Annotated in this window: 25 protein-coding genes; 24 read left to right on the top strand and 1 reads right to left on the bottom strand. The window is 38.8% G+C overall.

All coding sequences use genetic code 11. The features are described 5' to 3' along the window. Nucleotides 1–9 precede the first annotated feature (9 nt). From hisG to MWH30_RS04035, 19 genes are all read left to right on the top strand, one after another. Nucleotides 10–666, top strand: a complete 657-nt coding sequence (gene hisG, locus MWH30_RS04125) for an ATP phosphoribosyltransferase (RefSeq protein ID WP_248662788.1) — start codon at nt 10–12, stop codon at nt 664–666. Then, the gene (gene hisD, locus MWH30_RS04120; protein WP_248662787.1) at nt 650–1,945 is read left to right on the top strand and encodes a histidinol dehydrogenase; all 1,296 of its coding nucleotides are present in this window, start codon (nt 650–652) and stop codon (nt 1,943–1,945) included. Before hisG ends, hisD begins: the two co-directional genes overlap by 17 nt. A gap of 21 nt (nt 1,946–1,966) precedes the next feature. Continuing rightward, the gene (gene hisB, locus MWH30_RS04115) at nt 1,967–2,554 is read left to right on the top strand and encodes an imidazoleglycerol-phosphate dehydratase HisB (protein WP_248662786.1); all 588 of its coding nucleotides are present in this window, start codon (nt 1,967–1,969) and stop codon (nt 2,552–2,554) included. 72 nt (nt 2,555–2,626) lie between these two features. Then, on the top strand, nt 2,627–3,235 hold the full coding sequence (gene hisH / locus MWH30_RS04110; protein WP_248662785.1) for an imidazole glycerol phosphate synthase subunit HisH: 609 nt from the start codon (nt 2,627–2,629) through the stop codon (nt 3,233–3,235). Continuing rightward, nucleotides 3,235–3,963 carry a 1-(5-phosphoribosyl)-5-[(5-phosphoribosylamino)methylideneamino]imidazole-4-carboxamide isomerase gene (gene hisA, locus MWH30_RS04105; protein ID WP_248662784.1) on the top strand — a complete coding sequence of 243 codons (729 nt, stop codon included), beginning with the start codon at nt 3,235–3,237 and terminating at the stop codon, nt 3,961–3,963. Before hisH ends, hisA begins: the two co-directional genes overlap by 1 nt. Before the next feature lie 2 nt (nt 3,964–3,965). Beyond that, nucleotides 3,966–4,733: an imidazole glycerol phosphate synthase subunit HisF gene (gene hisF / locus MWH30_RS04100; RefSeq protein WP_248662783.1), complete on the top strand. Its 768-nt coding sequence runs from the start codon at nt 3,966–3,968 to the stop codon at nt 4,731–4,733. Beyond that, the gene (gene hisIE, locus MWH30_RS04095) at nt 4,730–5,455 is read left to right on the top strand and encodes a bifunctional phosphoribosyl-AMP cyclohydrolase/phosphoribosyl-ATP diphosphatase HisIE (protein WP_248662782.1); all 726 of its coding nucleotides are present in this window, start codon (nt 4,730–4,732) and stop codon (nt 5,453–5,455) included. Before hisF ends, hisIE begins: the two co-directional genes overlap by 4 nt. Nucleotides 5,456–5,566: 111 nt before the next feature. After that, nucleotides 5,567–6,454 carry a YicC/YloC family endoribonuclease gene (locus MWH30_RS04090; protein WP_248662781.1) on the top strand — a complete coding sequence of 296 codons (888 nt, stop codon included), beginning with the start codon at nt 5,567–5,569 and terminating at the stop codon, nt 6,452–6,454. A 47-nt stretch (nt 6,455–6,501) separates the two neighbouring features. After that, nucleotides 6,502–6,747, top strand: coding sequence for an extracellular matrix/biofilm regulator RemA (gene remA / locus MWH30_RS04085; protein ID WP_248662780.1), 246 nt, complete (start codon nt 6,502–6,504; stop codon nt 6,745–6,747). A gap of 25 nt (nt 6,748–6,772) precedes the next feature. After that, nucleotides 6,773–7,360: a guanylate kinase gene (gene gmk, locus MWH30_RS04080; RefSeq protein ID WP_248662779.1), complete on the top strand. Its 588-nt coding sequence runs from the start codon at nt 6,773–6,775 to the stop codon at nt 7,358–7,360. 14 nt (nt 7,361–7,374) lie between these two features. Further along, nucleotides 7,375–7,587 carry a DNA-directed RNA polymerase subunit omega gene (gene rpoZ / locus MWH30_RS04075; RefSeq protein WP_248662778.1) on the top strand — a complete coding sequence of 71 codons (213 nt, stop codon included), beginning with the start codon at nt 7,375–7,377 and terminating at the stop codon, nt 7,585–7,587. A gap of 4 nt (nt 7,588–7,591) precedes the next feature. Beyond that, nucleotides 7,592–8,797 (top strand): bifunctional phosphopantothenoylcysteine decarboxylase/phosphopantothenate--cysteine ligase CoaBC, encoded by a 1,206-nt coding sequence (gene coaBC, locus MWH30_RS04070; RefSeq protein WP_248662777.1) that lies wholly within the window; start codon nt 7,592–7,594, stop codon nt 8,795–8,797. A 5-nt stretch (nt 8,798–8,802) separates the two neighbouring features. Next, a complete protein-coding gene (locus MWH30_RS04065; protein WP_248662776.1) occupies nt 8,803–9,246 on the top strand; it encodes an S-ribosylhomocysteine lyase in 444 nt (147 codons plus the stop codon). 56 nt (nt 9,247–9,302) lie between these two features. Further along, entirely contained in the window at nt 9,303–9,542 is a 240-nt protein-coding gene (locus MWH30_RS04060) for a putative signal transducing protein (protein ID WP_248662775.1), read from the top strand. A 77-nt stretch (nt 9,543–9,619) separates the two neighbouring features. Beyond that, nucleotides 9,620–10,810: a methionine adenosyltransferase gene (gene metK / locus MWH30_RS04055; protein ID WP_248662774.1), complete on the top strand. Its 1,191-nt coding sequence runs from the start codon at nt 9,620–9,622 to the stop codon at nt 10,808–10,810. A 631-nt stretch (nt 10,811–11,441) separates the two neighbouring features. After that, the gene (locus MWH30_RS04050; protein ID WP_248662773.1) at nt 11,442–13,043 is read left to right on the top strand and encodes a spore germination protein; all 1,602 of its coding nucleotides are present in this window, start codon (nt 11,442–11,444) and stop codon (nt 13,041–13,043) included. A gap of 3 nt (nt 13,044–13,046) precedes the next feature. Continuing rightward, on the top strand, nt 13,047–14,255 hold the full coding sequence (locus tag MWH30_RS04045) for a Ger(x)C family spore germination protein (RefSeq protein ID WP_248662772.1): 1,209 nt from the start codon (nt 13,047–13,049) through the stop codon (nt 14,253–14,255). A gap of 12 nt (nt 14,256–14,267) precedes the next feature. Continuing rightward, entirely contained in the window at nt 14,268–14,480 is a 213-nt protein-coding gene (locus tag MWH30_RS04040; RefSeq protein ID WP_248662771.1) for a hypothetical protein, read from the top strand. Beyond that, nucleotides 14,477–15,544, top strand: coding sequence for a GerAB/ArcD/ProY family transporter (locus MWH30_RS04035; protein WP_248662770.1), 1,068 nt, complete (start codon nt 14,477–14,479; stop codon nt 15,542–15,544). The genes MWH30_RS04040 and MWH30_RS04035 overlap by 4 nt, the downstream gene beginning before the upstream one ends. Before the next feature lie 484 nt (nt 15,545–16,028). On the opposite strand, the gene MWH30_RS04030 is transcribed toward MWH30_RS04035, so the two are convergent. Continuing rightward, nucleotides 16,029–16,616, bottom strand: coding sequence for a cyclodeaminase/cyclohydrolase family protein (locus MWH30_RS04030; protein ID WP_248662769.1), 588 nt, complete (start codon nt 16,614–16,616; stop codon nt 16,029–16,031). 624 nt (nt 16,617–17,240) lie between these two features. Between MWH30_RS04030 and MWH30_RS04025 the strand changes: the two genes are divergently transcribed. From MWH30_RS04025 to MWH30_RS04005, 5 genes are all read left to right on the top strand, one after another. Next, nucleotides 17,241–17,978, top strand: a complete 738-nt coding sequence (locus MWH30_RS04025) for a GntR family transcriptional regulator (protein ID WP_248662768.1) — start codon at nt 17,241–17,243, stop codon at nt 17,976–17,978. A 442-nt stretch (nt 17,979–18,420) separates the two neighbouring features. After that, nucleotides 18,421–19,146 (top strand): GntR family transcriptional regulator, encoded by a 726-nt coding sequence (locus MWH30_RS04020; protein ID WP_248662767.1) that lies wholly within the window; start codon nt 18,421–18,423, stop codon nt 19,144–19,146. A 219-nt stretch (nt 19,147–19,365) separates the two neighbouring features. Then, nucleotides 19,366–20,334, top strand: coding sequence for a sugar ABC transporter substrate-binding protein (locus MWH30_RS04015; RefSeq protein ID WP_248662766.1), 969 nt, complete (start codon nt 19,366–19,368; stop codon nt 20,332–20,334). Nucleotides 20,335–20,514: 180 nt separating this feature from the next. Further along, nucleotides 20,515–21,516: an ABC transporter permease gene (locus MWH30_RS04010; RefSeq protein ID WP_248662765.1), complete on the top strand. Its 1,002-nt coding sequence runs from the start codon at nt 20,515–20,517 to the stop codon at nt 21,514–21,516. Then, complete coding sequence (locus tag MWH30_RS04005) at nt 21,513–22,481, top strand: ABC transporter permease (protein ID WP_248662764.1); 969 nt, start codon at nt 21,513–21,515, stop codon at nt 22,479–22,481. The genes MWH30_RS04010 and MWH30_RS04005 overlap by 4 nt, the downstream gene beginning before the upstream one ends. Nucleotides 22,482–22,494 lie beyond the last annotated feature (13 nt).

The raw sequence follows: 22,494 nt of genomic DNA, 5'->3' as shown, positions 1-22,494 counted from the left end.
GGGGTGACTATGAAGCCTTTAAAGATTGCTTTACCTAAAGGACGGCTCTTTGATCCAGTAGTGGAAATGCTGCGGGAAATAGGGGTTGTAAAAGGGGATTTGAGTGATGATTCTAGAAAATTAGTATTGAACTGTGAAGATCAAGAATACTGTTTTATTTTAGCTAAGGCGGTGGATGTACCTACTTATGTGGAGTATGGAGCTGCCGATATAGGGATTTCAGGTAAGGATGTATTGTTGGAGGCTCAAAAAAATGTTTGTGAGCTTTTGGACTTAGGTTTAGGGAGCTGTAGGTTGGTAGTAGCTGTACCGGAAGAGTTGGGAGTAAGTAGTTTAGAGGAATTACCGACTTTACTTCGGGTAGCAACCTCTTATCCTCGCGTAGCCGAGGAGTTTTTAAATCAGCAAGGAATTCAGGTGGAGGTAATCGAGCTCAATGGTTCTATTGAGTTAGCACCTACTGTTGGTTTAGCGGAGATGATTGTGGATATTACTTCTACGGGTACTACTTTGCGTAAAAATAACTTAGTTGAGATTGCTGAGATTGCTAAGTCCTCAGCGCGGTTGATAGTTAATCAGGTTAGCTATAAGACTAAATTTGAACGAATTCAAAAAATAAGTAATGGTTTAAAAAGGAGTCTGAATGCAGATGTTGAAAATAATTAAAACAGCAGATAGAGGTTTTGAAGAGCAGGTAGAGGCTATTATGAATCGTTCCACCTTTACTGATCAAGAGAGATTAGCAGTGGTGGCTGAGATTTTAAAGGAAGTTAGAGAGCGCGGCGATGAAGCAGTGCTGGATTATACCGCTAAGTTTGACCAGGTACAGTTTAAAGCAGCTGAGCAGGCTGTTACTACTGAAGAGATTGAAGCAGCCTATGAGCAGGTTGAAGATGAAGTTATAAGCTCTTTGAAAAAGGCTAAGGAGAACGTGAAAGACTTTCATCAACGGCAGTTGCGAGAGAGCTGGTTGCAGGTTAAAGAAGAGGGAATAACTTTAGGTCAATTAATTAATCCTTTAGAGAAAGTGGGGCTTTATGTGCCCGGTGGTCGAGCTGCTTATCCTTCTTCGGTATTGATGACCGGTGTTCCGGCCCAAGTAGCAGGAGTGGAGGAGATAGTGATGGTAGCTCCTCCCGACAGTCAAGGCCAGTTAAATCCAGCTACTTTAGTGGCGGCTGATATAGTGGGGATAAAGCAGATCTATAAGGTAGGAGGAGCCCAGGCGATAGCTGCTTTGGCTTTGGGGACTGAGGTTATTCCTAAAGTGGATAAGATCGTAGGTCCGGGTAATATCTATGTTACTTTGGCTAAGAAGTTAGTTTATGGTGAGGTGGATATTGATATGCTAGCTGGGCCCAGTGAAATTTTAGTATTGGCAGATGAAACAGCAACTCCTAGTTATGTAGCAGCTGATTTACTTTCTCAGGCAGAACACGATCCTTTAGCGGCTTCAGTGTTAGTAACTACTTCGGTTGAGTTGGCTAAAGGAGTGCAAGAAGAGGTAGAAAAACAGCTAAGTTATTTAGATAGAGAGGAGACAGCTAGGGAGTCTTTGCATAATTACGGAGCTATTATTTTAAGTGAGGACTTAACAGAGGCCTTAGAGATTACTAATCGTTTTGCTGCGGAACACTTAGAGTTAGCAGTAGAAAGTCCCTTTGAAATTTTAGCTGAGATCAAGAATGCTGGGGCTATCTTTTTAGGCCACCATACTCCAGAGCCGGTGGGAGATTATTTTGCTGGTCCTAATCACGTACTACCTACGGGAGGCTCAGCTCGTTTCTACTCTCCCTTGAATATAGATGACTTTGTTAAGAAGTCCAGCTTGATCTTTTATTCAGAAAGTGCTTTGGCTGCGGCTAAGGAGGATATTATTAGATTAGCTGAGGTGGAGGGCTTGGATGCTCATGCTAATTCGATTCGAGTTCGTTTTGATGATTAGTTAGAGAAAGGAAGGATTGCGATGCGAAAGGCAGAACTACAAAGAAAGACTACCGAAACTGAGATTGAGTTAAGTATAGATTTGGATGGGACAGGTAAAAGCAGTATAGATAGTGGAGTTCCTTTTTTAGACCACATGTTGGAGCTTTTTACTAAGCACGGTCTTTTTGATCTAGAGTTAAAGGCTAAGGGAGATTTGGAGATCGATGCTCACCATACTGTGGAGGATATCGGTATCTGCTTAGGTAAGGCTATCAATGAGGCTGTGGGCGATAAAAAAGGAATTAGGCGCTACGGTACAGAATATGTACCTATGGATGAAGCATTGGTGACAGTTTCTTTAGACTTAAGCGGGAGAAGCTATTTAGCCTATGGGTTAGAACTACCTACTGCTCAGGTGGGTTCTTTTGATACTGAGTTAGTAGAGGAGTTTATGCGGGCCCTAGCCTTCAATGGAGGAATTACTCTTCATTTACGCCAACTGGAAGGACGAAATGCTCACCATATTATCGAAGCAGCTTTTAAAGCCTTGGGTAGAGCCTTGAAAGAAGCGGTGAGAATAGATCAAGCTATTAAGGGAGTTATGTCTACTAAAGGTAAATTAGAGTAATACTATAGCAGGGAGGTGGCGATGGTTATTGGAAGCAGTAATTAAAGCTAAAGCTTTCAATTAACTAAATTTATGATTGCTATTATAGATTACGGAATGGGTAATTTACGTAGTGTAGAAAAAGCTTTAGAAAAGTTAGGCTTTAAAGCAGAGATTACCGATCAAGCCGAGGAGATTTTAGGAGCTGAGGCGGTGATCCTACCAGGGGTAGGTGCCTTTGGTGACGCAATGGAGAATTTGAAAGCTGCTGGATTGATTGAAGTAATTAAGGAGGTAATAGACTCCGGTAAGCCTTTTTTAGGTATCTGTTTAGGGATGCATTTACTTTTTTCTAGTAGCGAAGAATGGGGTCAGCAGGAAGGTTTAGATATTATTAAAGGACAAGTAGTCAAATTTCCAACGGAACTTGAGCTAAAGATTCCACATATGGGTTGGAATCAGCTGCATTTGCAAAAAGATACGGCTCTTTTTGATGGATTGGAGTCTGGTTTATTTCAGTACTTTGTACACTCTTATTATGTAGTACCGGATGATGAGGCAGTGATTGCTACTACTACTGATTACGGAATAGATTTTGTATCCAGTATCCAAAAAGATAATATTTATGCAGTACAGTACCATCCAGAGAAAAGCAGTGAACAGGGTTTAGAGATTTTACGCAATTTTGGGGAGTTGATATAATGGAAATTATTCCAGCAATAGATATTAGAGATGGTAGATGTGTGCGTTTATATAAAGGTGATTTCGAGCAAGAAACGGTCTATGGTGATCCTTTAGAGATGGCTAAGTTATGGGCCAGCAAAGGAGCTCGCCGACTTCATGTAGTGGACTTAGATGGAGCTTTGGATGGACAGCCTAAGAACTTAGAGTTGATTGCTGAAATTGTAGAGGAGACCGGATTACCTGTGCAGGTAGGCGGGGGAATTAGAGACTTAGAGACTATTGAACATTACTTAGATATCGGGATTGAAAGAGTAATTATCGGTACGGCAGCTGTGAAAAATCCTGATTTAGTGATGGAAGCTATAGAGAAATTTGGTTCAGCAGCTATAGTAGTGGGTATTGATGCTAAGAACGGTTATGTAGCTACCGAAGGCTGGGTGGAGACAGCCGATACCACAGCAGTAGACCTAGGTAAGGCAATGCAGAAACGAGGGGTAAAGAGAGTAGTCTTTACCGATATTGCTAAGGATGGTACTTTAAGCGGCCCTAATTTGGAAAGTACTGCCGAAGTGGCTCGCGAGACTAAACTGAAGGTAATAGCTTCTGGTGGCGTTTCTAAGCTAGCTGATATTGAGGCTCTAGTGGAGATTGAAGCTGTGGGAATAGAGGGAGTTATTGTAGGTAAAGCTTTATATAGTGATAACCTTGATTTAGAAGAGGCTTTGGAAGTTGTTGGAGGTGAATAATTATGTTAGCCAAAAGAATAATCCCTTGTCTAGACGTTGATGACGGGCGAGTAGTTAAAGGGGTTAACTTCGTAGGCTTAAGAGATGCCGGTGACCCGGTGGAGTTAGCTGCTTTTTATGATCGAGCTGGGGCTGATGAATTAGTCTTTTTAGATATCACGGCTTCTTCGGATAAAAGAGAGACTATGGTGGAGGTAGTTAAAAAGACCTCCGAACAGGTCTTTATTCCTTTCACCATCGGCGGTGGAATTAGAACTGTCGAAGATATGCGTAGACTGCTAAAGGCCGGTGCTGATAAGACTTCTATTAATTCAGCAGCGGTTAAAGACCCGCAGTTAATTGCTAGAGGAGCTAAGAGATTCGGTAGTCAGTGTATAGTGGTGGCTATCGATGCTAAAAGAAAAACAGAGGCTGAGCAGTTAAGTTGGGAGGTTTATATTCACGGTGGCCGTAAGGCTACTGGTTTGGATGCTGTGGAGTGGGCCCAACGAGCGGAAGAGTTAGGAGCAGGTGAAATCTTATTAACTAGTATGGACGGTGATGGAACCAAGGATGGCTATGATAATCAATTAAATCGAGCTATTGCTAGTAAAATAGATATTCCTGTAATTGCTTCTGGAGGTGCTGGAGGGCCCGCAGATATCTTAGCGGCTTTTAAGGAAGGAGCAGCGGATGCTGCTTTAGCTGCTTCAATCTTTCATTTTGGTGAATACTCTATTCGTGAAGTTAAAGAATACTTAGCAGAGGAAGGAGTAGTGATTAGACAATGAGTTACTTAACAGAGTTAAAGTTTGATGAAAATGGTTTAATTCCGGCTATTATTCAGGATATAGAGAATGAACAGGTCTTAATGATGGCCTATATGAATCGGGAGGCTGTTCAAAAGACAGTTGAAACTGGTTATACCTGGTTTTGGAGTCGTAGTCGCCAAGAGCTATGGAAAAAGGGGGGAAGTTCGGGCCATGTGCAGCAGGTAGAAGAGATCAAAGCTGACTGTGATCTAGATACGCTCTTAATTAAGGTTAAGCAGAAGGTGGCTGCCTGTCATACTGGACATTATTCATGTTTTTATCGGCGGCTTGATCTTGATAAGGCCAATCGTTTTAAAAGCGAAGGAGAGCAGGTCTTTTCTCCGGAGGAGGTTTATGACGAGCAGACTGAAGAGGATGAAATTAAGCTTGAAAATCCTCCTGTACCTAGCGGCGGGTTGCCTCAGATCCTACAGGAGATCTATCAAGTAGTTTTGGATCGCAAACACAATCCAGTTGAGGATTCCTATACTTCGTATTTATTTGATGAAGGCTTAGATAAAATTTTAAAGAAGATTGGCGAAGAGGCAGCCGAGGTTATTATTGGAGCTAAGAATGAGGATAAAGAGGAGATTATTATGGAAGTCTCTGATCTACTTTATCATCTATTGGTTCTGCTTAACTATTATCAGATTAACTTAAATGAGGTTTATGCTGAATTGGCAGATAGATTTGGTAAGTAGGAGTCATAAAGTACTTATCTTTCTTGCTTGCATTTGCTGAGCAAGAATGTTATATTTATAGTTAGGGTTATTTATTTTTGCTTTATTGCGAGTAATAAAAGAGGTGAAAAGATGCTCAGAAGTATGACTGGTTATGGACGAGCGCAGTTGGAAGCTGCTGGTGACAATATAACGGTTGAACTGAAGTCTGTAAATCATAAATATCAGAAGATTAATCTGCATATTCCTGAACAATTATCGGCTTTAGAGGCTAGGGTTGATAAACTATTAAAAACCGCTTTGAGCAGAGGGCGGATCAACTATAATCTAGAACTACAGAGCCAAAATAAAAAGAGTTTGCAGGTGCAGGTAAATAGAGACTTAGCTGCTGAGTATGTAGAGCACTTGGAGAAGCTGCAAGCCGAGCTTGGCTTAGCTGCCGAGGAATTAAGTGTTGAATTTTTAGCTGAACTGCCTGATGTCTTAACAGTGAAGGAGATAGCTAGAGATATTGAAGAACTATGGCCTCAAGTTGAGCAAGCCACGGAAGAGGCTTTAGCAGAGCTGTTGGCAATGAGGAAGCGGGAAGGTGAAGAGTTATTAGCGGATTTTTTACATAGGTTGGAGCAGATTGAAGACTTAGTTACTAAAATAGAAGCTAGGGTGCCGGAGATAGTAACTGAGTATCAGCTGAAGTTGAAAGAAAGAATTGAAGAGTTAGCAGCTGACTATGAGGTAGATGAGGATAGATTAGCTATGGAAACGGCCTTGATTGCTGATAAAAGCGATGTTAATGAAGAGCTAATTAGACTTAAAAGCCATGTGCAGCAGTTTGAGGAAACTTTGCGCTTAGAAATAGATGAACCAGTAGGTCGGAAGTTGGACTTTATTGCGCAGGAGATGCATAGAGAGGTTAATACTATTGGTTCTAAGATCAGTGATTCTCAAGTAGCTAATTATGTAGTTGAATTAAAGAGTGAAGTAGATAGAATTAGGGAGCAGTTGCAGAATGTAGAGTAGCTGATTTTTTAAGTTTAAAGTAGAAAGATTAAGGAGGAATTCATTACATGGGAGTTGAACTGATTAATATAGGTTTTGGAAATATTGTAGCCGCTAATAGAATTATTGCTATCGTGAGCCCTGAATCGGCACCGATTAAGAGGATTATTCAAGAGGCTAGGGATAGAGGAATGTTAGTTGATGCTACTTATGGACGTCGAACTAGAGCGGTAGTTATTACCGATAGTGATCATGTTATTTTATCTGCTGTACAGCCAGAAACTGTTTCCCAACGTTTAGATGATGAGGAATAAGTCTATACTAAAGAGGGGGAGGAGAATGGAAAATAGAGGCAAGTTAATAGTTCTATCAGGGCCCTCTGGAGTAGGAAAAGGAACGGTAATTGAAGCTTTAATGGAAGACTATCAGGATATAGCTTATTCCATTTCTGCTACTACTAGAAAACCGCGTTCTAGTGAGAAAGATGGAGTTGATTATTTTTTCTTATCGGAAGCGGAGTTTCAACAGTTGGTAGAAGAGGATGAGTTTATAGAATGGGCCCAAGTCCACGGTAATTACTATGGAACTCCTAAAAGCTATGTAGAAGAAACTTTAAATGCAGGACAGGATGTAATTTTAGAGATAGATATTCAAGGTGCAGTTCAAGTGAAAGAAAAGTGTGAACAAAATGTTTGTGTTGAAGGAATTTTTATTTTTTTAGCTCCTCCTTCTTTAGCAGAATTAGAAAATAGGATTCGTGAGAGAGATGCTGATAGCGAAGCCGAGATGGAATTAAGAATGGATAATGCTACTCAGGAAATGAAAATGGCTGAAGAATATGATTATATAGTAGTTAATGATCAGGTGGAGCAGGCGGTAGAAAAGATTAAAGCTATTATTATTGCTGAAAGATGTAAAGTAGACTAAGAGGGGGTTAAAAGATGTTAGCTTATCCACCATTAGATAAACTGTTAGAAAAGTCAGATGTGGAGTATACTATAGTTATTCAGGCGGCTAAAAGAGCTAGAATGTTGAATGAAGAGGGTGAAGAGCCCTTAGTGGACTGCAAAAGCGCCAAGGATGTTTCCAATGCTTTAGAAGAGATTGTAGCCGGTAAGTTGAACTATATTCCTGTTGAAGATATTGAGGAGTAAGCTTATGCAAAAAAAGTTTTTAACTGGGCAGTGTATTGTCTTGGGAGTGACCGGAGGTATTGCTGCTTATAAGGCAGTAGAGGTAGCTAGTAGCCTCAAAAAGCTAGGAGCTGAAGTGCAGGTAGTTATGACCGAGGCAGCTCAGGAGTTTGTACAGCCGTTGACCTTTAGAGCGGTTACTCATAATCCGGTAATAACTGATATGTTTGCCGAGCCTAAAAGCTGGGAGGTAGAACATATTAGTTTAGCTCAAAAAGCAGATCTCTTTTTAATTGTACCGGCTACGGCTAATATAATTGGAAAAATAGCTAATGGTATCGCTGATGATATGCTATCTACTACGGCGATGGCTACTCAGGCTTCGGTGTTATTGGCTCCGGCAATGAATGTAAATATGTATAATAATCCAATACTTCAAAGTAATATTGACAAGTTAAGTAAATTAGGCTATGGAGTTGTTGAGCCGGCCAGTGGTTATTTAGCCTGTGGAGTAGAAGGTAAAGGTCGTTTAGCAGCTCCGGAGAAGATAGTGGAACTAGCTATTAGAGAGTTAACTTTAAGCGCAGACTGGCAGGGAGTAAAGGTTTTAGTAACTGCCGGGGGAACGCAAGAGCCTTGGGATCCGGTTCGATACTTAGGCAATCATTCTTCAGGTAAAATGGGCTATGCTGTGGCTAAGGTAGCTGCTCGGCGGGGAGCTGAAGTGTTATTAGTTACGGCTCCTACTGCTTTGGAGTCTCCTTTAGGAGTTGAGGTTGAGCAGGTACAGACGGCCCGGGAGATGTATGAAGCGGTATTGGCAGTGGCAGCTGAGCAGGAGGTAATTATTAAAGCAGCAGCAGTGGCTGACTATAGACCGCAGAATAAAGCTGAAGATAAAATTAAAAAAGACGAATCTGAACCATTAATTAACTTGGAGCGGAATCCGGATATCTTAGCAGAGTTAGGTAGACGTAAAGAAAGACAGTTTTTAGTAGGCTTTGCTGCTGAATCGGAGCAGCTGTTAACTAATGCTCAGGCGAAGTTAAAAAACAAGAATTTGGATTTAATTGTGGCTAATGATATTAGTGCTGTAGATTCAGGCTTTAAAGTTGATACTAATCAAGTAGTCTTAATTAGTGCTCAGGATCAGCAAGAGCTACCGAAGCTATCTAAAATGGAGGTAGCTGCTAGGCTGCTGGATAAGATAGTTGAACTAAGGGAGGAGTGATTGGAGTGGATATTGAAATAGAGAGCTTTCAGCTTGATCATCGTCAGGTAGAGGCTCCTTATGTACGTAAAGCAGGTCGTATTGAAACCCCTAGTGGAGATTTAATTCAAAAATATGATTTAAGACTAAGGCAACCTAATGAGGGAGTGTTATCCACGGCGGCAATACATACCTTGGAGCATTTATTAGCTGGCTATCTGCGGGAAAGAATCGCCAATGTGGTCGATGTTTCGCCGATGGGCTGTCGAACCGGCTTTTATTTAATTGTAGTAGGAGAGCCGACGGTAGCAGAAGTACAAACGGCTTTAGTAGACTCTTTAGCAGAAGTAGTGGCAACTGAAGAAGTTCCAGCTACTACGGCTAAAGAGTGTGGAAACTATCGAGATCATTCGTTATTTGCTGCTCAGGAGTATGCCCAAGAGATTTTAGAGAGATTTAAGAAGGATTAATATACTTGCAAAGCTAATTTACTTATACTAGAGCTTCTAGAAAGGTGGATTAAATAATGACTGACCAAGTAGATACTTCAAAGTTTATAGTTATTTATCGAACTCAAGATGAGTATGAGGCTCAGATAGTAAGGTCACGCTTAGAGTCGGCTGATTTTGAAGCAAGAATCCATCTCGATGGCCGGGCCGGCTATGGACTAAATATAGATCCCACTGATCAGATTAAAGTTTTAGTAAGGGCTAGCCAGGCTAAGGAAGCTATTGATTTTTTGAAAGCTGATGATTTAGAAAACTAAGCTGTTGAGGAATGTAGCAATTATTATACTATCTTTCCTATGGGAGAGAATTTTTTAATTTAAAAGAGGTGATAGATGTGTCCAAAAAAAAATACTTATTTACTTCGGAATCGGTTACTGAAGGTCATCCCGATAAGGTTGCCGATCAGATATCCGATGCTGTACTAGATGCTATTTATAGTCAAGACCCTCACGCTAGGGTCGCTTGTGAAACCTTAGTAACTACTGGCATGACCCTAATTACTGGGGAAATTTCTACGGACTGCTATGTTGATATTCCTAAGATTGCTCGTCAAAAAATAGAGGAGATCGGTTATACGCGAGCTAAGTTTGGTTTCGATGCTGATACTTGTGCTGTTTTAACCTCTATTGATGAACAGTCGCCAGATATTGCTATGGGAGTAGATGAGGCTTTGGAGTTAAAAGAGGGCTTGAGTAGTGAAGAAGAGGAGCTAGGAGCAGGAGATCAAGGACTGATGTTTGGTTATGCTACTAATGAAACTAAGGAGCTGATGCCTTTACCGATAACTCTAGCTCATAAGCTAGCTCAACGGCTAGCTCAGGTAAGAAAGGAGAAGATCTTACCTTATCTACGACCTGACGGTAAGACTCAGGTAACTGTAGAGTATGAAAATGGAAAGCCACTGCGGATAGATACAGTGGTAGTTTCTACTCAACACGAGGCAGAGGTTTCTTTAGAGCAGATTAAAAGAGATGTAATTGCTAATGTAATTAAACCGATAGTGGATAAAGAGCTGTTAGATCAGCAGACAGAGTACTTAGTAAATCCTACTGGTCGTTTTGTAATTGGTGGCCCGCAGGGAGATGTAGGCTTAACCGGTCGAAAGGTGATTGTAGACACTTACGGTGGACATGCTCACCATGGCGGAGGAGCCTTTTCAGGTAAAGATCCTACTAAGGTAGATAGATCGGCCTCCTATGCAGCTCGTTATGTAGCTAAAAATATAGTAGCGGCTGGCTTAGCCGATAAGTGTGAGGTACAGGTGGCTTATGCAATTGGAGTTGCTTCGCCGGTTTCGGTGATGGTAGATACCTTTAATACGGCTAAGGTAGCTGAGGATACTATAGAGGAGCTAGTGGAGAAGCATTTTGATCTAAGACCGGGCAAGATAATTGAGGTGTTGGAGTTAAGAAATCCTATTTATAGTCAGGTATCGGCTTATGGGCACTTTGGACGAGATGATTTGGACTTGCCCTGGGAGAGAACTGATAAGGCTGAAGTTTTAAAGGAAGAAGCGGGACTTTAAATTTTAATATTGAATTTTGGGAGTCAGGCATTTAGGTGTCTGGCTCTTTTTTAGTTCAGAGGACAGAGGATAAATGATAGAGGATAGAGGATAGAGGCGACGCAGAGCTAGTGCCAATGGTGATAAATTAAGATCAAGAGATAAAGTTCAAGTTCTATTTGACACAGACTAAAATCTGACTAAGTTCTGACTAGACCTTAAAACATTAAGTTCAAAAACTTAGAAGCATATTAAACCTCAATCCGGCAAGTAAATTTAAAATTTTGGCTTGGTCAGCTTTAGAGGCAATTTTAATCAATATTTGACTAATAACGTTCTAATACTGCTAGTATCTTAGCTGAATTTAATCTAAACAAGTTACTTGCCTAATCCAAGTTAAAATTAAGCTTGAACTAAAGCTTTAGGTTTTATTGCAATTTAGGAGTTTAAAGTTTTTATGTTTTAGTCAGATTTTAGTCATTACTTAGTCTGTGTCAAATAGGTTTTAATCTTTTGAACTTATCTGTGTCTATCCACTTTTAATTTTAATGAAATTTTTGCATAAGCAATCCCCCTTTCTCAAATAATATACCAAGCGTGATTCTAAGGGAGGAAACTTCAGTGGCAGAAGTTAATTCAAGGGTTGATAGGCATGTTTAGAAAGTTAGCCGGAATTTATAACTATCTTAAACATAAATCGCAGGACTATTTTCAGTCGGAACAGCCGCAAGAAGAAGAATCTGAGCAAGAAAAGGTACCGCGAGATATCCAAAAGGTTAAGCAAAAATTAGCGGAAACCTTTGCTGATTGTAGTGACTTTGTACTGCGGGAGCTAAAAATAGGTGATGATTCTCAGTTCAAGGTGATTCTTGCTTATTTTGAAGGTTTGACCGATCACGAGATTATTAATAATGGTATCTTAGACCCTTTGATGATTGAGTCTAAAAAAATAGGTATAGACCGAAGACATGAAGGAGAACTGATCCAAAAAATAAAAGAAGAGATAATTAATGTAGGTGAGGTAGGAGAAGCTGATACTTTTACTAGAACAGTAGAAGAGCTCTTAGCAGGAGGGACTGTGCTTTACATAGACGGTCAGGGTACAGCTTTGAAGTTTGATACTACTGCCTGGGAGGAGCGGGGAGTTGAGGAGCCGCAGACGGAGTCTATTGTCCGCGGGCCCAGAGAAGGCTTTGTGGAGTCTTTAAGCACTAATATTTCTTTATTAAGAAGAAGGATTAAGAATGCTAACTTAAAGTTCAAGGTGCTTAATCTAGGTGTCCAGACTAATACCGATGTAGCAATAGGTTATCTAGCAGGCATAGTTAACGAAGATGTTTTAAAGATGGTTGAAGAGCGGGTGCAGAGGATTAAGATAGATGCTGTTTTAGAATCGGGTTATATTGAAGAGTTTATTGAGGACTCTCCTTTCTCTATCTTTCCTACGGTAGGAAGTAGTGAAAGGCCGGATAAGGTGGCTGGGAAGTTATTAGAAGGTAGAGTAGCTATTCTTTGTGAGGGTACTCCCTTTGTCTTGACCGTTCCTTACTTATTTATAGAGGCATTTCAATCTAGTGAAGACTACTATAATCGACCTTATGTAGCTACCATTGGCAGATCCTTGAGGTTTTTAGCCTTAATTATAACTGCTGCCTTACCGGCCTTCTATGTAGCAGTGCTGACCTTTCATCAAAATATTTTACCCTTTGAACTATTACTGAATATAACGGCTGCTGTAGAAGGTATTCCTTTCTCTCCCTTTTTTGAGACATTGGTTTTAGGAACAGCCTTTGAATTATTAAGAGAAGCAGGAGTGAGAATGCCTAAACCGATCGGCCAAGCGGTGAGTATAGTAGGGGCCCTAATCCTGGGCGAAGCAGCAGTTGAGGCCGGAATTGCTAGCCACCCGATAGTAATTGTAACTGCGGTTACAGCCATTACTAGCTTTATTCTATCTCCTTTATTGGAGCCTTTGATATTTATTCGTTTATTCTTGTTAGTTGCTGCTAATACTTTAGGTTTTATGGGCATGGGCTTAGTAATTATTACTATATTTGTCCATTTAGTTAATTTAAAGTCCTTTGGAGTACCTTATTTAGCCCCTTTTTCTCCTCTCTCAGGCATGGACTTAGAAGATACCTTAGTCAGATTTCCGCTGTGGGCCATGCTCACTCGGCCCCGCATCTTAGCCTGGCGAGAAGAGGAAGGAGAGAAGTATAGACTGGATGCTAATCTGATCAAAAAAGAGGAGTAAGTGATGCTGAAAAAAAAGATCATTTTAGGGATAATAATACTTTCAATACTGTTTAGTACTACAGCTTGCTGGGATAATGAGAATGTAGACGATATAGCCTTTGTTACTGGAATAGGCTTTGATAAAAGCGAAGAGGGAATGATAGAGGTAACAGTTCAATTAGTAGTTCCTACCTTCTTACAACAGCGCGAACAAGGAAGTGATGAAGAGGCTTTTTGGACTATCTCTTTTGAAGAGGAGACAGTCTTTGGGGCAGTCAAAGGCATGCTGTCTACAGTTAATCGGCGTCTTTTTCGAAACCATATCCATATTATAGTCATAGGTGAGGACTTGGCTCGGGAAGGAATTATTGATGTGCTGGATTTTTTGGAAAGAGATCACGAAATGAAAAAGAATGCTGAGATGCTAGTAGCAAGGGGAAGTACTGCTCAGAAGGTATTACAGGCGCAAAGTAACTTAGAAGACATACCGAGTATTCATCTTACTGATATTATGGAAAATGCTAATCAGCTAGCTAAGTTAAAGCAAAAAGACTTAATTACTCTTTTGCGGGAGATTAATCAACAAGGTCAAAGTTCGGTCATAGGTACAGTGCAGATTGTAGGTCAAGATGGAAAGGATGAGCCGGCTGAGGAAGCCGATAATGGAGAAGAAGCTTTATTACTTAAAGATATGATAGTAGAAGGAGCGGCTGCCTTTAAGGAGACGCAGTTAGTAGGCTGGTTATCTCCTCCAGAGACTCGTGGTTATCTCTTTGCTCAAGGAGAGGTAATAGATGGGATTATTAATATTGATAATCCTCACGATAGAGAGCAAAGAGTATCTATTGAGGTGAGAAGTGCTGGGGCAGAGCCAGAGGTAGAGCTAAAAGATGGAGAACCTAGACTGTCGATAGAGGTCTGGGCTACTGGAAATCTTGGTGAGCAGCAGGGAGCTGGCAACTTAACTACTCAGTCAGACTTTGCAGAATTGGCTAAGGAGCTATCGGCTCTGATTGAGGAGGAGATTAGAGAGGTGGTTGACTTGGCTCAGCAGGACTATGAAGCTGATATTTTTGGTTTTGGAGAGCTAATGCGAAGAGAGCATCCTGATTATTGGCAGCAAGTACGCGGAGACTGGGAGCAGGAGTTTAGCCAGGCGCCAGTAGAGATTGAAGTGCAGACAACAATTCGCAAGCCGAGAATGATTCGCATGCCTACTAGACCTAAATAGAGGAGTAGTTCAATGATTATTCTTTTAGTTATTAGTTTAGCACTTATAATCGCCATTGATCTTCGTCACTTATTAGCAGCGACTAAGAAAGATATCTTTATTTATTCTGCTTTGTTAGTTGCAGCTTTTATGGTTGCTTTAGCTCAGCTTATGGAATGGAAGCTTTTAGTGCCTAGTAGGGTGATAGAAAGTTTAGTTCGCAGCATAATAGGGGGGATGGGATGATTGAAGAGGCTAAGATTTCAGGTTATCAATTAGGAATGTTGATTGTAGGCTTTGTATTTGGGAGTTCAGTAATTCTTAACCCAGCTGCGGTGGCTTATCAGGACGCTTGGTTTGCTCAACTGCTGGCTTGGTTGGGCGGTTTTGTCTTGCTAGGACTTTATGTGGCTATTTATTTATTAAGCCCAGAACAGAACTTAATAGAGACTCTTCGGGAAGGCTTTGGTAAATATCTAGGTAGCTTAATCGGCTTATTCTATATCTGGTACTTTATTCACTTAGCATCCTTGGTCTTTAGAGATCTCGGGGAGTATATGATGACGGTTACTTATACTGAAACTCCCCTAGTCTTTCTAATCATCTCTTTCTCCTTACCAATAGCCTATCTAGTTAAAAGCGGTATAGAAGCAATAGGTAGAACTGCCGAAATAACCATATTTGTGATTCCAATTAGTGTGCTGATTACCGTAGTTTTATTAATACCTAATTATGACTTTAATAGTCTACAACCTTTTTTAGAAGAAGGACTTACTCCGGTTTTAGAGGGAGCCTTTAATAACCTAAGCTTTCCTTTTGGGGAAACAGTTATCTTTTTAATGCTCTTTCCGGCGTTAAATGAAAAGGATAAGCTTATTAAAGCAAGCTCTTTGGGTTTATTCGTTGCTGGAGTGTTGCTGATTACTATCACCCTCAGAGATATAATGGTTTTAGGATCGAATATCTTTAGACGGGCCATCTTTCCGGCCCATCTGAGTACTACCTTATTACCCGCAGAGATAGATCAATTAATTGCAATTAACTGGTTACTCGGTTCGGGAGCTAAGATTACCGTCTGCATTTATGCAACAGTTAAGGGATTGGCAGAACTATTTAAGTTGAATAGTTATAAATTATTAGCTTTACCTACAGTAGTTTTAGCAGTTGGACTATCCCTTTGGAGCTTTGATGATCTAATAGGACTGTTGCGCTGGTCTAGTGAGATCTATCCTTATTATGCTCTTCCTTTTCAAATAGTGATTCCGGTGCTGCTGCTTATTATTCTGTTATTTAAGAGGTATCTGCGTTGATTTAATAAGCTTTTTTAATACTTAATCATATGCGTAAGCTTAAGCTTTATTAATGTAATGTTGCATCCAAAAACTTTTTTGAAACCACGCGCCCTGAAGGAAGTGCCCTTGGGGTGAATCAACTCGAATGAGCACGAATAAAACATAAGTTCAAGACATTAAAACCTATTTGACACTGACTAAAATCTGACTAAGTTCTGACTAGACCTTAAAACATAAAAGCAAAAACCTAGAACCATATTAAAATTAAGCTTGAATTAAAGCTTTAGGCTTTATTGGAAAGAGGATAAAATAATTAATTTTTTAATCTTTTATCCTCAATTCGGCAAGTAAATTAAAAACTCTGGCTTAGTTAGTTTTAGAGACAATTTTAATCAATATTTGATTAATAACGTTCTAATATTGCTAGTATCTTAGCTGAATTTAATCTAAACAAGTTACTTGCCGAATCCAAGTTTATGATTTAGTCAGATTTTCTCCGAACTTAGTCTGCACCCCAAGGGCATTTCCTGCGGGGCATGTCAAATAGAACTTGAACTTTATCTTTTGATTTTTCCACTTTCAGCTTGATTTCTTTAATATACTTCTTTTCCGGCTTAAAAAAATTATAATTAGCTTCCACAATAGCTAAGCTTCCTTTAATACTGGCTTCTAGATTAAAAAGGGCTACCTGGTAATCGGCTAGCACGCTATTTTTAATTATAGCTCTGTGTTTTTGAGCAATTTCTAGCGCTGTCAAAGATGCTGTTGCTAATTCAACTAAAGGGTCAATAAGTTTTTTTAACTTCTCTGGCTGACTGAAGTTACTTTCTGAATTGATTTTGAAGTTTTTTACATCTTCATCGATGGCTGCTAGAAACTTCTTTTTGAGTTGGCTAAGCTCTGCTATTGAAGCTGTTAACTTCTTTTTTTGGTTTTGCTTTGCAGATTTTTTACTAACCTTAAAGACTAACTTAAGTAAGCAAGCACCTAATAGGGCCGTATTAGCAGCAGCAGAACCTCCGGCTGGGACAGGATATTCACTGCTGGCGATTTTTTGGCTGAAGTTTTCGATTGAGTTTTTGATTAACATTTTATTTGCCTCCTTAATTTCAATGAATAATGAGCAGCTAAAGAACAAAACAATATCGTTCTAATGTTTCAGAGGATAGATGATAGATGATAAAGGATAGATTAAGATCAAGAAATAAAGTTCAAAGGCAATTAGACGCTGACTAAAATCTGACTAAGTTCTGACTAGACATTAAAGCATAATTTCAAAAAAATGTTTAAAGGTTTTTATTTATGTTAATTTGTGTTTCACCCCAATGGCACTTCTTTAGGGATTATTATCCCCAGAGTAATGACTAGCTAAAGTTCCAGAGTAAATGACTAGTTAAAGTACAAACGTCGCAAGCGTCGCTTCAGGGCGTGTGGTTCTAATAGATTTTAAAGGTTTTAAGGTTTTGTCAGATTTTTGTCAGAACTTAGTCAGCGTCAAATAGGTTTTAATCTTTTGAACTTTATCTATCCTCTATCCTCTGTCCTCTATCATTTGAACTTTATAACAATTATATGTCATTTTAAGCTAAAAAACTATGATTTTTAAGGTTTCTTTTATTTTTACCTAGCAACAAAAAGGAATATTATAACTTATCTAGAAAAACAAAATTAGTAATATAGTCTCTAATTAAAATCATTTAAGGAGGATCACAGGATGGGGGAAGCTGAACAAGTAACTTCTAAAGAAAAAATTAATAGAATAATTGATAATACACTGCTCAAAAAACAGATTGGAAATAATTACAAAAGTTTAGAACAGCAGGTATATAAGATAATCAAAGATAAGATAGTCTATCGAGAATTGAAGCCAGGAGAGAGAATTATTGATAAGCATTTAGCAGAAGAGCTAGATGTAAGTAGAAGTTTAGTCAGGCAGGCCTTTAATATCTTAGAAAAAGAAGAGTTAATCACAGCTATTCCGCGGAGTGGATTTTATGTAAGAGAGATAACTAAAAAGGATATAAAGGAAATCTATAATATTCGTAGGTTATTGGAAGGTTATGCTACTGAATTAGCAGTTCCCGAAGTTCCTGCGGAGGATATTAAAGAGGTTGAAGAACTTTTTAAGCAGGCTAAAGAAGACCTGGAAGAAGGTGAGGTAGAAAGCTTTATTGAAGCAGATACTAAATTACATAATATATTGACGGATAATTGTAAGAATGAACGTTTAAAGAAAATGATTAATAAGTATCAAAGTCACTATATATTTTATCGACTTGTTGACTTTTCGAGGCTAGAAAGGGCTAGGGAGGCTTATCATAGACATTGTGAAATCTTTGAAGCTGTGAAAGATAAAGATGTAGAATTAACGGTTGAGTTGATAGAGGAACATATTGAACATGCTCGGGATATCATTATTGAAAACTTTGAAGACTATACTTATGGTAATTAAATAGGTTTTTATCAAAATTCCACAAAGATAATCAGCATTTGTTAGCTATCTCTGCAATGATTTTACTTACTTTGCAAGTTTGCTTAACAAATGCTTTTTTTATTGAAAAAATTAAAAAAATTTAATAAAAAAAGAGGAATTACGGATTTAATAGCGAATAATTATATCAGAGCCAACTGTTAACAGTTAACAAACAGAACTGCCTTTTATTTTTTAGCTTAATTAACTGATAATTCTGAAGTTGATAGGAGCTTTGATAATCAGCTAAGTATCAACAGTAAATTATTTAGCTAATTGAGCTATTTTATAATATTTAGAAAATTTCAAATTGAAGAAGGTATTTCGGCTTTAATGTCGAAAACTGTATTATAGACAGAAATGTTAACAGTTAACGATAACACCCAAATATAAATTGGAGGTGACTAAAGGAGGTGAGTAAATAATGGCAGAGATGGGGAATAAGAAGCTTGCTAGAATGATTTATGAGAATAATCTAAGTAAGCCAGTTGCCAGTAGTTATAAGAGTTTGAGTGAACAGGTGTATGAGATAATTAAAAATAAGATAATATATAGAGAACTTAAGCCGGGCGAGAGAATTATTGATAAGCATTTAGCGGAAGAATTGGATGTGAGTAGGAGTTTAGTCAGACAAGCCTTTACTATTTTAGAAAAAGAAGAACTGATAACTTCTATTCCCCGGAGTGGCTTTTATGTAAGAGAGATAACTAAGCAAGATGTAGCCGAAATCTATAATATTCGTAAGTTATTGGAGACCTATGCTACAGAGCTGGCGGTGGATAAGCTTTCTGAAGAGGATATTGCTGAAGCTGATGAAATCTTTGAAAAGGCTAAGCAAGATTTGGAAGAGGGTAGAGTAGAGAAGTTTATTGAAGCTGATAGTAAGTTACATGAGATATTAATAGATAACTGTGGCAATGATCGTTTAAAGAAAATGATCAATAAGTATAATACTCACTATATATTTTATAGAATTATTGATTTATCGACTGTAGAGAGAGCAAAAGAGGCCTATGAGGAGCATTATGAAATTTTTAAAGCAGTGCAGAAGCGTGATGTAGAAGAGGCAGTTAGGTTAATGGGAGAGCACGTGGAGAGGGCCCGAGATATTATTCTTCAAAACTTTGCTGATTATACTTTTGGAAATTAGCTATAATTTTTTTAGCAGGTACATAGCTCGTGACTTCATTTTTTTAGCGTTAACTGTTAACAGTTAATAGTTAGCAATATACTTTAGGGGTTGATGTATCTAGAGTTTAAGAGAAGGGTAGGTGGTAAGTTATCTGCTGTGGGTTTATGCTTAGTGGAGATTGGGGGCTGGCTATAAGTAAGTGGAAGTTCAAAAATTAGTATTATGGAGGGGAAAACTATGAAAAAGAGATTTATTACTGTGATATTGTGTTTAACTCTAGTGTTTGTACTAGTTGGCTGTGGATCATCAGGAGATGAAGCTGCTCCGGATATAGATGAGGTTGTAATAGGCATTACTAACAATAATGTAGGAATTGACAGTTATCAGACTACCCATTACGAAACTTTTAGGGAAGAGGCTGAGGAGTTAGGAGTAGAAACAGTTCGCCTTGATGCTACTGGCGATCCAGCACTACAGGTTAATCAGATAGAAGATCTTATCCAGCAGCAAGTTGATGTAATAGTAGTTTGGCCAGTTTCTGGAGATGCTATTGTACCTGCTGTTAGAAATGCTAATCAGCAAGGAATTCCTGTTTTGATTGCTAATTCTCCTATTGATGAGTCAGGATTTGAATTAGTAGAGGGTTTTGCGGGCCCGGATAACTTAACTCAGGGTAAATATGCAGCTCAAATGATGAAGGAAGCTTTAGATGGAGAAGGAAAAGTAGTAGAATTAATGGGACTGCCTGGTTATGTAACGGCCCATCAGCGCTCTGATGGTTTTAATGAAGAAGTTGAAAACTATTCAGGTATAGAAGTTATTGAAACACAGCCTGCTGACTGGGATCGTTCTAGAGCTCAGGAGGTTATGGAGGACTTTTTAACAAAGTTCCCTAGCGGTCAAATAGATGGTGTTTACGCTGCTGATGATAATATAGCTATGGGAGCTATTAACGCCTTAGAAGAAGCGGGGCGCTTAGATGAAGTGAAGATTACCAGTGCTACTATGTTTGGAGATGGCTATGATGCAATGAAGGAAGGAAAGATTTATGGAACTATTTATCAATCTCCTGTAGAAGATGCTCGAAAAACAGTTCAGACTGCTGTTAGAATAGCTACTGGTGAAGAGGTTGAGTTCTTTAATTACTTTGATACGCCGAAGGTTACCCTGGATAATATTGATGAATACGAAAGGCCAATTTGGTAAGATATTAGGAGCTAAAGTTTAAATTATTGCTAATCGAAGGACTTTTAAGCTTCCTTCGATTAGCTCTCTAATCACTTTTTTTCACTCGGACAGTTAACAGTTAACAGTTAACAGGTTCAAACTATATTTAGGAATTAGCAGTAGAGATGATTATTATATTTATTTCTGGGGGGAGAGAAAATGGGATCATCAGTAAAAACGGAGAGTAATTTAAAAGATAGTAGTTCAAAAAAGATTAACTTTGCAGAGATTATTAAACGCCACGGAATACTCTTTGTTTTTCTATTAATGATAATAGGTATTTCGTTGCGTACAGACTCATTCTTAACGCAGAATAACATGCTATTGGTACTAAGACAGGTTTCTGTTAAAGGAATTATAGCCTGTGGGATGACCTATATGCTAATTGGAGGGGAGTTTGATTTATCTGTGGGATCACTAGTTTCGTTAACTGCGGTTTTAGTGATTGACTTCCACGATATTTTAGGGCCCTTTGCAGCTATAATTATAGCAATTTTAGCTGGAATTAGTGTAGGTGCTTTTAATGGCTTTTTAGTAGGTTTTCTAAAACTAAACTCATTAATTGTTACTTTTGGTATGTTATTTGTTATCCAAGCTTTAACGCTTCTGTATACTGGAGGACAGTATGTATCAGTATCTAATCAAGGAGCAACTTGGTTTTCAATTATCGGGAGAGGATTTATTTTTGGGATTCCAATTCCAGTAATAATATTTGGAATCATTTTGATTATTTTCGGAGTAGTTCTTTCTAAGACAGTTTATGGTAGATATCTATATTCAGTAGGGGGGAACCCTATAGCTAGTAAGTTTTCTGGTATCCCCAAAACCTATATTACTTTTAGTACCTTTATTATTACCGGCTTAACAGCTGCTATCGGGGGGATAATATTAGGCTCTAGATTGATGTCGGCCCAAAACTACTTAGGCCAGGGTTATGAGTTTGATATTATTACTGCTGTTGTTTTAGGAGGAACTAGTCTATTTGGAGGTTCGGGCAGTATTCCCAAAACATTAATTGGAGTTTTAATCTTAGGATTTCTAAGTAATGGTTTTATTATGATGGGCTTTCCTTATTACGTCCAATGGGTTGTGCAGTGGGCCATACTTATAGGTGCTGTCTGGATGGATGTAGCTTCTAAAAGGGGGAAAATACTGGCATGAAGAGTAAAACAGGGATTATGAAAGTTAAAGATAATTTTGATATTTGGGATTTTGTGCAGAAGAATTCGATTTGGCTAATCTTTGTAATCTGCATAGTCTTTTTTAGCATAATGACTCCTAACTTTCTTAGAGTTAGAAATATAACTAATATTTTTTTACAGTCCTCATTTATCGGTATCATGTCTATCGGCATGACTTACTTGATGATAGATGGCAACTTTGATCTTTCAATGGGCTCCATAATGGCCTTGTCGGCTGTGTTAGTTATTGGCTTTATGGACTATGGTATTCCAGTAGCAGTTTTACTTAGTCTGTTAGCTGGTAGTGCTATCGGTGCTTTAAATGGCTTATTTGTAACTAAAGCAGGAATCAATGCCTTTATTGTTACTCTTGGTTCTATGCTAGGAGTAAGGGGCTTAGTCTATATCTATACTGGAGAGAGAGCATTAGTAAGTTCAGAGTTAGCATTTAGTGAAATTTCTGCTGCTAGTGTGGGCCCGATTCCTTTGCCAGTCCTTATCTTTTTGATCATGCTGATCTTAGGTGAACTAGTTTTGCGATATACTAGTCACGGTAGAGGCTGCTATGCTATTGGAGGTAACTATGAAGCGGCTGTTAATGCTGGAATAAAGGTGGATAAGCATATAATTATCAACTTTATTTTAGCTGGTTTTACTGCTGCTCTAGCAGGAATATTAATGGCTTCTCGGATGAACGCTGCCACTCCTACTTTAGGAATGGAGGATCATATGATAGTAATTACGGCAGTAGTTTTGGGAGGAACTAAGTTAGATGGTGGATTTGGAAATCTGATTCGAACTCTAGGAGGAGTTTTGGTAATTGGAATGATTCGTAACGGGATGAACCTTTTAAATGTACACTCTTATGTAAATATGTTAATTATGGGTTTGATTTTGATTTCAGTAGTTTACATGGATCAAAAGTTTGATCCATTAGAAGAATAGTTACTTATAGTAT

It is taken from the genome of Fuchsiella alkaliacetigena (assembly GCF_023227765.1).
In the GTDB taxonomy this organism is placed as follows: Bacteria; Bacillota; Halanaerobiia; order Halobacteroidales; family Acetohalobiaceae; genus Fuchsiella; species Fuchsiella alkaliacetigena.
The sequence above is the reverse complement of the archived record's forward strand: the minus strand, read 5'-3'. Positions and strand labels throughout refer to the sequence as shown.

What these genes read in the sequence shown, in the direction of transcription:
- hisG (WP_248662788.1), top strand. Translation starts at nt 10, where the DNA reads ATGAAGCCTTTAAAGATTGCTTTACCTAAAGGACGGCTCTTTGATCCA.
- hisD (WP_248662787.1), top strand. Translation starts at nt 650, where the DNA reads ATGTTGAAAATAATTAAAACAGCAGATAGAGGTTTTGAAGAGCAGGTA.
- hisB (WP_248662786.1), top strand. Translation starts at nt 1,967, where the DNA reads ATGCGAAAGGCAGAACTACAAAGAAAGACTACCGAAACTGAGATTGAG.
- hisH (WP_248662785.1), top strand. Translation starts at nt 2,627, where the DNA reads ATGATTGCTATTATAGATTACGGAATGGGTAATTTACGTAGTGTAGAA.
- hisA (WP_248662784.1), top strand. Translation starts at nt 3,235, where the DNA reads ATGGAAATTATTCCAGCAATAGATATTAGAGATGGTAGATGTGTGCGT.
- hisF (WP_248662783.1), top strand. Translation starts at nt 3,966, where the DNA reads ATGTTAGCCAAAAGAATAATCCCTTGTCTAGACGTTGATGACGGGCGA.
- hisIE (WP_248662782.1), top strand. Translation starts at nt 4,730, where the DNA reads ATGAGTTACTTAACAGAGTTAAAGTTTGATGAAAATGGTTTAATTCCG.
- MWH30_RS04090 (WP_248662781.1), top strand. Translation starts at nt 5,567, where the DNA reads ATGCTCAGAAGTATGACTGGTTATGGACGAGCGCAGTTGGAAGCTGCT.
- remA (WP_248662780.1), top strand. Translation starts at nt 6,502, where the DNA reads ATGGGAGTTGAACTGATTAATATAGGTTTTGGAAATATTGTAGCCGCT.
- gmk (WP_248662779.1), top strand. Translation starts at nt 6,773, where the DNA reads ATGGAAAATAGAGGCAAGTTAATAGTTCTATCAGGGCCCTCTGGAGTA.
- rpoZ (WP_248662778.1), top strand. Translation starts at nt 7,375, where the DNA reads ATGTTAGCTTATCCACCATTAGATAAACTGTTAGAAAAGTCAGATGTG.
- coaBC (WP_248662777.1), top strand. Translation starts at nt 7,592, where the DNA reads ATGCAAAAAAAGTTTTTAACTGGGCAGTGTATTGTCTTGGGAGTGACC.
- MWH30_RS04060 (WP_248662775.1), top strand. Translation starts at nt 9,303, where the DNA reads ATGACTGACCAAGTAGATACTTCAAAGTTTATAGTTATTTATCGAACT.
- MWH30_RS04050 (WP_248662773.1), top strand. Translation starts at nt 11,442, where the DNA reads ATGTTTAGAAAGTTAGCCGGAATTTATAACTATCTTAAACATAAATCG.
- MWH30_RS04045 (WP_248662772.1), top strand. Translation starts at nt 13,047, where the DNA reads ATGCTGAAAAAAAAGATCATTTTAGGGATAATAATACTTTCAATACTG.
- MWH30_RS04040 (WP_248662771.1), top strand. Translation starts at nt 14,268, where the DNA reads ATGATTATTCTTTTAGTTATTAGTTTAGCACTTATAATCGCCATTGAT.
- MWH30_RS04035 (WP_248662770.1), top strand. Translation starts at nt 14,477, where the DNA reads ATGATTGAAGAGGCTAAGATTTCAGGTTATCAATTAGGAATGTTGATT.
- MWH30_RS04030 (WP_248662769.1), bottom strand. Translation starts at nt 16,616, where the DNA reads ATGTTAATCAAAAACTCAATCGAAAACTTCAGCCAAAAAATCGCCAGC.
- MWH30_RS04025 (WP_248662768.1), top strand. Translation starts at nt 17,241, where the DNA reads ATGGGGGAAGCTGAACAAGTAACTTCTAAAGAAAAAATTAATAGAATA.
- MWH30_RS04020 (WP_248662767.1), top strand. Translation starts at nt 18,421, where the DNA reads ATGGCAGAGATGGGGAATAAGAAGCTTGCTAGAATGATTTATGAGAAT.
- MWH30_RS04015 (WP_248662766.1), top strand. Translation starts at nt 19,366, where the DNA reads ATGAAAAAGAGATTTATTACTGTGATATTGTGTTTAACTCTAGTGTTT.
- MWH30_RS04010 (WP_248662765.1), top strand. Translation starts at nt 20,515, where the DNA reads ATGGGATCATCAGTAAAAACGGAGAGTAATTTAAAAGATAGTAGTTCA.
- MWH30_RS04005 (WP_248662764.1), top strand. Translation starts at nt 21,513, where the DNA reads ATGAAGAGTAAAACAGGGATTATGAAAGTTAAAGATAATTTTGATATT.